The sequence below is a fragment of the Candidatus Arthromitus sp. SFB-turkey genome, from assembly GCF_001655775.1.
In the GTDB taxonomy this organism is placed as follows: Bacteria; Bacillota; Clostridia; order Clostridiales; family Clostridiaceae; genus Dwaynesavagella; species Dwaynesavagella gallinarum.
In genome coordinates, this window is record NZ_LXFF01000038.1 from 1 (window position 1) to 8,823 (window position 8,823).

The 8,823-nt window shown below is 27.2% G+C and carries 7 protein-coding genes and 1 CRISPR repeat array; all 7 genes read left to right on the plus strand.

Features of this window, described 5'->3' with window-relative positions:
• Positions 1 to 468 precede the first annotated feature (468 nt).
• The 7 genes from A6P36_RS07455 to cas2 are packed head-to-tail and all read left to right on the plus strand — an operon-like array spanning position 469 to position 8,044.
• On the plus strand, positions 469 to 2,709 hold the full coding sequence (locus tag A6P36_RS07455; protein ID WP_066762788.1) for a CRISPR-associated helicase/endonuclease Cas3: 2,241 nt from the start codon (positions 469 to 471) through the stop codon (positions 2,707 to 2,709).
• 17 nt (positions 2,710 to 2,726) lie between these two features.
• The gene (gene cas5c / locus A6P36_RS07460; RefSeq protein ID WP_066762790.1) at positions 2,727 to 3,404 is read left to right on the plus strand and encodes a type I-C CRISPR-associated protein Cas5c; all 678 of its coding nucleotides are present in this window, start codon (positions 2,727 to 2,729) and stop codon (positions 3,402 to 3,404) included.
• A complete protein-coding gene (cas8c, locus tag A6P36_RS07465; RefSeq protein WP_066762793.1) occupies positions 3,401 to 5,185 on the plus strand; it encodes a type I-C CRISPR-associated protein Cas8c/Csd1 in 1,785 nt (594 codons plus the stop codon). The genes cas5c and cas8c overlap by 4 nt, the downstream gene beginning before the upstream one ends.
• Before the next feature lie 2 nt (positions 5,186 to 5,187).
• Positions 5,188 to 6,051, plus strand: a complete 864-nt coding sequence (gene cas7c, locus A6P36_RS07470) for a type I-C CRISPR-associated protein Cas7/Csd2 (RefSeq protein WP_066762796.1) — start codon at positions 5,188 to 5,190, stop codon at positions 6,049 to 6,051.
• Positions 6,052 to 6,068: 17 nt separating this feature from the next.
• Positions 6,069 to 6,710, plus strand: coding sequence for a CRISPR-associated protein Cas4 (gene cas4, locus A6P36_RS07475; protein ID WP_066762809.1), 642 nt, complete (start codon positions 6,069 to 6,071; stop codon positions 6,708 to 6,710).
• Positions 6,711 to 7,739: a type I-C CRISPR-associated endonuclease Cas1c gene (gene cas1c, locus A6P36_RS07480; protein WP_066762799.1), complete on the plus strand. Its 1,029-nt coding sequence runs from the start codon at positions 6,711 to 6,713 to the stop codon at positions 7,737 to 7,739.
• Positions 7,740 to 7,753: 14 nt separating this feature from the next.
• On the plus strand, positions 7,754 to 8,044 hold the full coding sequence (cas2, locus tag A6P36_RS07485; RefSeq protein WP_066762807.1) for a CRISPR-associated endonuclease Cas2: 291 nt from the start codon (positions 7,754 to 7,756) through the stop codon (positions 8,042 to 8,044).
• 169 nt (positions 8,045 to 8,213) lie between these two features.
• Positions 8,214 to 8,771: a CRISPR direct-repeat array (repeat unit 32 nt; unit sequence GTCGCACCTCACGTAGGTGCGTGGATTGAAAT).
• Positions 8,772 to 8,823: the final 52 nt, after the last annotated feature.

Sequence of the window (8,823 nt, forward strand, 5' to 3'; positions counted from 1 at the left end):
TGTATATCATAAATTATGATATATTTTGAGAGGTTTTAAAATTAAAGTTTTGTGTAATTTTAAGGCGAATATTATAAGTTTAACTAAAAAAAAAACAAATCATTATGGATAGTTTGAATTTTATCCATCTAAAAATTTAACAATAATGGATAATTGTATTTTAAAAATTGAAGTAAATATACAGATGATAATTTAACAAGTATTAGAAAAATAAAAAAAGAAAATGAGATTTCGAAATTTAATATTTTATTCGAAATAAAATAGATTAGGAGATTTTTAAAAAAGTATGATTTATTTAAGAAAAAATGGTAAAACGTTCATTTAAGGTTATTTGAATATTAAATTTATTTTTAAATAAAAATTCTTGTTTTTAAATAAAAATAGGTGTTATAATTAGTTTGCATATAAAATATTTGTTTAAATTTGTTTTTTCGTAATGATTATTATGTTAATTTTGGGGTGAAGAAAATGAAATTTAATGAAAAATTTGCGAGAAAAATTGAAAAAGAAAATGGAAGAGTTGAGTATCAAAAATTAACAGATCATATATTTGGTGTTTCTGATTTTACAGAAGAATTTGTAAATAAATTTTTTTTGAAAAACTCAGGAAAAATTTTAGGATTGCTACATGATTTAGGAAAGTATTCTGATGAATTTCAAGAGAGAATACGTGGAAAAAATATAAAAGTTGATCATTCTACGGCTGGAGCTGTAGTTTGCGATGATTTAGAAAATGAGTTTAAAAATAACAAAAAGGTAGAGTGGTTACTCTACAAAATATTTAAATATGCCATTATAGGACATCATTCAGGACTATTAAATTATGGAACTAAAATAGATAGTGAAGGAACTATAACTGCTAGACTTAATAAACGTGATGGAGAATTATGTGATTTTTCAGATTGGAAAAATGAAATAAATATTAATGATATTAGACAGCTTAAATTTAATGAAGAGGTATTGAAATTTTTTGAAAACAATTTTTCAATACAAATGCTTATTAGATTTTTATTCTCTTCTCTTGTTGATGGTGATAGACTTGATGCTCAAAAATTTTCAGAGGGTGAAAAATCTATCGTTAGTTCTAAAAAGTTGATGAGTTTAAATGAAATGCTAAACGTTTTTAACACTTTTATGGAATCAAAAAAACTAGATGGAAAAGATAATCCAATTAATTTAATACGAAGTAAAATTTTTAATGATTGTGTTAATAAAGCGTGTGGTGATAGAGGATTTTATTCATTATGTGTACCAACAGGCGGTGGAAAAACTCTTTCATCTCTAGGATTTGCTTTAAATCATGCTAAAAAGAATGGACATGACAGAATAATTTATTCTTTACCATTTACAAGTATAATAGAACAAAATGCTAAGGTATATTCTGATATTTTTGGTGAAGAAAACGTTTTAGAACATCACTGCAATTTTAATTTTTCAAATGAAATTGGTGAAAATGAATATACAGATAAACAGCTTAAATATAGACTTGCAACTGAAAATTGGGACATGCCCTTAATTGTAACTACTAATGTTCAATTATTTGAAAGTATTTACTCAAATAAACCTTCTTCTGTTAGAAAGCTTCACAATATTTATAACAGTGTAATAATTTTAGATGAAGCTCAAGTAATACCGAATGAATATTTAAAACCTTGTATAAAAGCTTTAGAAGAATTAGTAAAAAATTATTGCTGTACAGTATTAATTTGTACGGCAACTCAACCAGAATTTGAGAAAAATGGTTTAATAAAAAATTTCGACGTAATTGAAATAATAGATGATACATATAAGCTTTTTGATGATTTAAAACGTGTTGAAGGAAAATTTATTGGTAAGCAAAGTGTAAAAGATGTATGTGAAAAAATGAATTCGTACAAACAAGTATTGACTATTGTTAATACAAAAAAGCATGCAAAAGAGATTTTTGAAAATTTAAGTGAAAGTGAAGGGAATTTTCATCTTTCAACTAATATGTATCCTAATCACAGAAAAGAGATTATTAAAACTATAAAAGAAAGATTGAAAAATGGAGAAGAATGTAGAGTTGTTTCAACTCAACTAATTGAAGCTGGAGTTGATGTTGATTTTCCAGTGGTATTTAGATCAATTGCAGGAATTGATTCAATAGTGCAAGCTGCGGGAAGATGTAATAGGGAAGGGAAAAGGGAAAATTCAATAGTATATGTGTTTAAACCTGATGAACAATCCTATTTAGGTTTAGGGTATTTAAAACTTACATCACAAATTGGAGAGGGAATAATAAATAAATTTGATGACATATTGTCGATAGAAGCAATTTCCAAATATTTTTTAGAATTGTTTAATAATACAACTCATAGACAGGATAAACATTCTATTTTAGATATGATAGATAAACATAAAAAAACAGAAATAAATTATGATTTTGAAAAAATATCAAGTGAATTTAAGTTTATTGATAACATAGGTGTACAAATTATTATTCCAATTGGAGAAGGAGAAAAATTATTGAATTCTCTTAAGTATTCTGAAAAAGGTATTAAAAGTATTTTGAGAAAATTAAATGGATTTTCAATCAATATTCCTAATTATGTTTTGAGACAATTAATAAAAGATGATTATATATATCGAATTTCTGATGATATATTTGCTTTGAAAAATTTACAAATGTATGATTATAAATTAGGATTTGATAAAGATAAATTAGAAAGTTATGAATATATTATATAATTTTAAGGAGGAATTATATGGGTTTTACTTTAAGAGTTTGGGGAGATTATGCGTGTTTTACGAGACCTGAAATGAAAATAGAAAGGGTTAGTTATGATGTTATAACTCCATCTTCAGCTAGAGCTATATTTGAAGCGATTCATTGGAAACCTGCAATAAAATGGGTTATAGACGAAATAAATGTAATTAAACCTATTAAATTTCAAACAATACTTAGAAATGAAGTAAATAATATTATTTCTGAAAAAGCTATTAAAAATTCAATTAAAAATCCAAATGATAGTTTTTACATAGATACAAATAAAAATAGGCAACAAAGAAATTCAATGATTCTTAGGGATGTTGAATATGTTATAAAAGCTCATTTTGAAATGACTAAATATGCTGGTGAAAGTGATGATGAGAAAAAGCATTATAACATTTTTTTAAGGCGTGCTAGAAATGGAGAATGTTTTAATCAACCATATTTAGGATGTAGGGAATTTTCATGTAATTTTGAACTTTTGGAAGATGAAGATTTTTTGCCACTTAATGAAACAAAAGATTTAGGATGGATGCTTTATGATATAGATTTCGTAAAAGAAAGTGATTCATATAAAAAAGTTGAAAAATATAATCCGATATTTTTCAGAGCTGAAATGGTTGAGGGTAAAATATGTATCCCTAAAGATCTTCAAAAGGGGGTTAATAAATGATTCTGAAGGAATTAGTGGATTGTTATGATTTGATGATGAATTCAGATAAATTTCAAGTTGCCGATTTTAATTCTAGTATTAAAAAAATATCGTTTAAATTTGTTATCAATGAAGAAGGTTTAATAAAACAAGTTTTAGATTTGCAAGAAGATAAGCAAGGTGTTTTTATGTCAGTTCCTTTGCAAGTTACTAAAACAAGTGGGATACTTCCATCATTTCTTTGTGATAATTCTAAATATCTTCTAGGATACTTTTATAATAAAGATAAGAAAAGTTTTCAATACTTTGATAAAAATTTTGAAGAATCTAAAAAATATCATGAAATTATTTTAAAAAGTATAGAAGATTCAAAATATTACAAAGCTATTATGGGATTTTTTGAAAATAAAGATAAAAATATTGAAAATGTTCAAAAAATGGATGAAGAATGCTTGAAAGGTGGTCTTATAGTTTTTTCTCTAGATGGAGATAAAGAATGTATTCATGATATTTATGAAGTTAGACAAAAATTTATAGAATATAATTCTATTAAAAAAAATAATACTCAGTCTAAAGAAGAAGGAATTTGTTTAGTATCAGGTAATCTATTAGATGAATTATGTTCTAAGTATGAAGTTATTAAACTTAAAGGTGGTCAACCTGCTGGTTCATACATATGTTTTGATGGTTCAGATTCTTATAATGAAAAGGTAAATATTTCATATAACTCTATGTTTAAATATACAACGGCTCTAAATACTTTACTTTTAAGTGAAGATAATAATTTATATATGTCTGGTAATACTGTTGTATTTTGGAGTGATAAAATCGGATGTAAAGAAGAAGAATTTTTCCCTGCATTTATGTTAGAAGAAAATGAAAGGGATAATGAAATTGAATATAATCAGGAGGGAGTTGATGAAATTGAGAGTGTAATAAGGCTTATTAGAAAAGGTATGACAGTTGATGTTGATAAAATTAATTATGACAGTTCAATTAATATGTATATATTAGGTCTTTCACCCAACAATGCTAGAGTTTTTATAAGATTTTGGTTTAAAAATTCTATTGGAGATTTTGTAAGATTATCAAATAAACATTTTGAAGATACAAAACTTAAGAGAAAACGAAATATTGGCAAAAAAAATTTTGTTTATGAAGAAGTAGGGGTGAAAATCTCATCAATATTAAAAACTATAACACCTTATGGTAAAACTCAAAATGTACCAAATACTTTAATTAATTCTCTTTTTAAGAGTATTTTGACAGGAAATGTTTATCCTATATCTATTTATAATCAAATTCTTGGAAGAATAAGAGCAGAGGCGGGAGAAGATTTCGTTATAAATCATATAAGAGTTTCATTTATAAAGGGATATTTAAAAAGATATTATAGACTAAATAAATTTAGAGATAAAGAGGGGGAAGTAACTGTGTCATTAAATACAAAATCTACAAATGTTGCATACAATTTGGGAAGGATTTTTGCAATACTTGAAAAAATACAGATGGATTCCAATAATGGAAGTAATATTAGAGAAAAATATCTATCTGCAGCATCTTCTACACCAAAATCTATTTTTCCAAATTTATTAAATTTAGCACAACATCATATAGCAAAAATTAAAAAAGAAGGTAGTACAAATTTTAATTATTATGACAAAATGATAGGGGAAATATTATTAAATGTTAATGAGTTCCCAGCAATATTTTCAAGTGATGAACAGGGAATGTTTATTTTAGGGTATTATCATCAAAGAGAAGATATATATACAAGTAAAAAAGATAGGGAGGAAAATTAATTATGTCACTAAATAAAAGATATGAGTTTGTAATATTATTTGATGTTGAAAATGGAAATCCGAATGGGGATCCTGATGCTGGAAATATGCCAAGAATTGATCCAGAAACAGGTCATGGAATTGTAACAGATGTTTGTATTAAAAGAAAAATTAGAAATTACATAGAAGTAGTTGAAGGAGAAAAACAAGGATTTGATATTTATGTTAAAAATGGTGCTGTTTTAAACGAACAACATAGAAAAGCTTATGAAGCTTTTGATTTAAAACCTGAAAATAAAAAACTTCCAAAAGATGAAAAAGTTGCAAAAGAACTTACAGGATATATGTGTAAAAATTTTTATGATATAAGAGCTTTTGGAGCAGTGATGAGCAATGAAGTTAATTGTGGACAAGTTAGAGGTCCAATTCAATTAAATTTCGGAAGGAGTATAGATCCTATTTTTTCTCAGGACTTAACAATTACTAGATGTGCAGTTACCAATATAAAAGATTTAGAGAAAGGACAAACAATGGGAAGAAAACAAGTAGTTCCTTATGGCTTGTATAGAATGGAAGGATATGTTTCAGCACATTTAGCCGAGAAAGTAACAGGATTTAGTGAAGAAGATTTAAATATTTTATGGAATGCTCTTATAAATATGTTTGAATATGATCATTCTGCATCACGAGGTAAAATGGCAACAAGAAAATTATTTGTTTTTGAGCATGAAACATCGCTTGGAAATGCTCCATCTTATAAATTATTCGATTTAATAAAAATTGAAAGAAAAGATAAGTCAAAACCTGCTAGAAACTTTGGTGATTATGAAATTAATATAGATGATAATAATCTTCCTAGTGGTGTAAAACTTATTGAAAAACTTTAATTATTATGGATTATTTAATGATTTCAGGAATTCAACATTTTGTGTTTTGTCCACGTCAATGGGCATTTATACATATAGAGCAAAGTTGGAAAGATAATGTTAAAACTTTTAAAGGACATAAATTTCACGAAAAAGTTGATGATCCATATGCTTTTGAAAAAAGGGGCGAGCGTATAATCTCTCGCTCTATTCCTTTAATTTCACATAAATTGTGTTTAAAAGGTATTAGTGATTGTGTGGAATTTCACATAAGAAATGATAGTTTAGGAGTTAAAATTTCAGGAAGAGATGGTAGCTATGATATAATTCCAATTGAATATAAAATCGGTGATATTAAAAATGATGAAAGTGATATTTCTCAACTTTGTGTTCAAGCTATTTGTCTTGAAGAAATGTTTAATACAAAAATTGAAAAAGGGTATCTTTATTATGGTAAATTACGAAGAAGAGTTGAAGTTGTTTTTACAAATGAACTTAGAGAAAATGTTAAATCATTAGTTGAAAAAATGAAGTATTATTTTGAAAATGGAATAACACCAAAACCATGTTATAAGAAGCACTGCAAAAATTGTTCGTTATATGATATTTGCTTACCTAAACTAAATTGTAAATATGATAAAGTTAAAAATTATATTAATTCACACATTGAGGATAGTTAAATGAGAAAATTATTGAATGTATTATATGTAACTAATGAAGAAGCTTATTTATCAAAAGATGGTGAAGATATATCTATACTTATACGTGATCAGAAACCTATAAAAATTCCAAGTCATAATTTAGAAGGAATTGTATGTTTTGGTTATCAAGGGGCTAGTACAAAACTTATGGCAATGTGTGCAGAAAAAAATATTGGAATGAGTTTTCATACTCCATTTGGTAAATTTCTTTGTAGAGTACAAGGAAAAGTTTCGGGAAATATTTTACTTAGGAAGAAACAATATAGGATTTCCGATGATGAAAATATGTCTTATTTAATTGCTAGGAATTTTGTCATAGGTAAACTTATTAATTATAGAAATGTATTGAATCGTTTTAAAAGGGACTATATAGATAAGTTTGATGATGAAATGAAAAAATCTATTGAATATTTATCAGATGGTATAAAAAATGTTTTGAAATGTGAAGATTTAAATATTTTAAGAGGACTTGAAGGAGTTGGAAGTAAATATTATTTTGATGTTTTTGATAAATTAATACTAGTTGATAAGGAAAATTTTGAATTTAAGTCAAGGAATAGAAGACCACCTATTGATAGAGTTAATGCTTTACTTTCTTTTGTATATGTACTTCTTTCTCATGATATGGAATCATCTCTTGAAAGTGTTGGACTTGATCCACAAGCTGGATTTTTACATAGAGATAGACCAGGAAGAAGTAGTTTGGCACTGGATATGATGGAAGAATTGAGACCGTATTTATGCGATAGATTTGTATTAAAATTAATAAATACAAAAATTATAAAACAAAATGATTTTGTTGTAAAAGAAAATGGAAGTGTTTTAATTTTAGAGGATGCTCGTAAAAATATACTTACTGCTTGGCAAAAGAGGAAGAAGGATATTGTAATACATCCATTTTTAGGTGAAAAAATAGAAATTGGTCTTATACCATATGTTCAGTCATTATTACTTGCTAGATATTTAAGAGGAGATTTGGAAGAATATCCTCCGTACTTAATGAAATAAACAGAGGTGATTAAGTGCTTATTTTAGTAACTTATGATGTAGAAGTTAATTCTGAAGATGGAGTAAAAAGACTTCGTAAAGTTTCAAAAATTTGTGAAAATTATGGTATAAGAGTTCAAAATTCAGTTTTTGAATGTATTGTTGATAATTTACAGTTTGAAATGCTTAAAAGTGATATTAGTAAAATAATAGACAAAACACGAGATAGTGTTAGATACTATAATTTAGGAAAATCTGGAAAAAGAAAAGTGCTTCATGTAGGAGCTAAACCTTCTATTGATGTTGAAGATATTATTATAATTTAGTTGCGAAATATAAGTGTACATAAAATTTCTGGAAAGTTCGCAAGACTATATAATATTTGATTTTAACAAAATAATTGATATTGATATCTACAAACAAATTATGTAGAATATTATTGTTCGCATAAATGGAGTTTCTATTTATGATGGATAGTTATTTTTAACTTTAACAGTCGCACCTCACGTAGGTGCGTGGATTGAAATTCTTACCGTGTTAACAAATTCTTCTGCTGTTTCTGTCGCACCTCACGTAGGTGCGTGGATTGAAATAGAGGTTGAAGATTTTATTAATCTTATTAGAAAGTCGCACCTCACGTAGGTGCGTGGATTGAAATATCTTTTACTTTTTGTAATTCTTCACCTTGCAAGTCGCACCTCACGTAGGTGCGTGGATTGAAATTTGTTTCATGTCTTTTAGGGCGATTAGAGTTCTTGTCGCACCTCACGTAGGTGCGTGGATTGAAATCCCTTTGGTACGTCTGGGTCATCTAACCATGCTTGTCGCACCTCACGTAGGTGCGTGGATTGAAATACTCAAACTACAACACAACAAACTCAACCACAGCGTCGCACCTCACGTAGGTGCGTGGATTGAAATTATGCTCCTTTATCAACAACAAGCGATAAACTTGGTCGCACCTCACGTAGGTGCGTGGATTGAAATTAACCCAACTAAGGATTTTAACCCTTTTGAACTTGTCGCACCTCACGTAGGTGCGTGGATTGAAATTAAAGGTATATTATATTTATCCATCAAATATTTGTCGCACCTCACGTAGGTG

What these genes read in the sequence shown, in the direction of transcription:
- cas7c (WP_066762796.1), top strand. Translation starts at nt 5,188, where the DNA reads ATGTCACTAAATAAAAGATATGAGTTTGTAATATTATTTGATGTTGAA.
- cas4 (WP_066762809.1), top strand. Translation starts at nt 6,069, where the DNA reads ATGATTTCAGGAATTCAACATTTTGTGTTTTGTCCACGTCAATGGGCA.
- cas1c (WP_066762799.1), top strand. Translation starts at nt 6,711, where the DNA reads ATGAGAAAATTATTGAATGTATTATATGTAACTAATGAAGAAGCTTAT.
- A6P36_RS07455 (WP_066762788.1), top strand. Translation starts at nt 469, where the DNA reads ATGAAATTTAATGAAAAATTTGCGAGAAAAATTGAAAAAGAAAATGGA.
- cas8c (WP_066762793.1), top strand. Translation starts at nt 3,401, where the DNA reads ATGATTCTGAAGGAATTAGTGGATTGTTATGATTTGATGATGAATTCA.
- cas5c (WP_066762790.1), top strand. Translation starts at nt 2,727, where the DNA reads ATGGGTTTTACTTTAAGAGTTTGGGGAGATTATGCGTGTTTTACGAGA.